The organism is Adlercreutzia sp. DFI.6.23, assembly GCF_024462535.1.
In the GTDB taxonomy this organism is placed as follows: domain Bacteria; phylum Actinomycetota; class Coriobacteriia; order Coriobacteriales; family Eggerthellaceae; genus Adlercreutzia; species Adlercreutzia rubneri.
This window is the reverse complement of record NZ_JANGBP010000342.1, coordinates 1-319: the sequence shown is the minus strand read 5'-3', so window position 1 is coordinate 319 and position 319 is coordinate 1. Positions and strand designations below refer to the sequence as shown.

The following is a 319-nucleotide window of genomic DNA, read 5'->3' as shown; positions in this document are numbered from 1 at the left end:
ACGAGAAGGCGTCGGACACCCGTCCCTGTGCCTTCTCGTTCTTGCGCATCGAGGAGCGTCGCGACGAGCTGGCCGCGCAGGACGAGCAGACGGCCCGTCCGGACTTTTGGAACGACGCGGCGGCCGCCCAGGCGGTCTCGAAGAAGGCGGCGGGGCTCCGCGCCACCATCGAGGACTACGAGCGTGCCTGCGGGCTTCTCGATGATGCGTCGGCGGCGTGCGAGCTGGCCGGCGACGATGCGGCCTTCGCCGAAGAGGCCGAGCGCACTGACGCCGAGCTTGCGGCGCTGCTCGACCAGCTGGAGATCGAGTCCTGGTT

At 69.9% G+C, this 319-nt stretch carries 1 protein-coding gene; it reads left to right on the top strand.

Translation table 11 applies throughout. The annotated features are described in order from the left end of the window. Positions 1–319 (top strand): PCRF domain-containing protein (locus NE591_RS13640; RefSeq protein WP_256156908.1); only part of this gene is annotated, 319 nt, incomplete at both ends.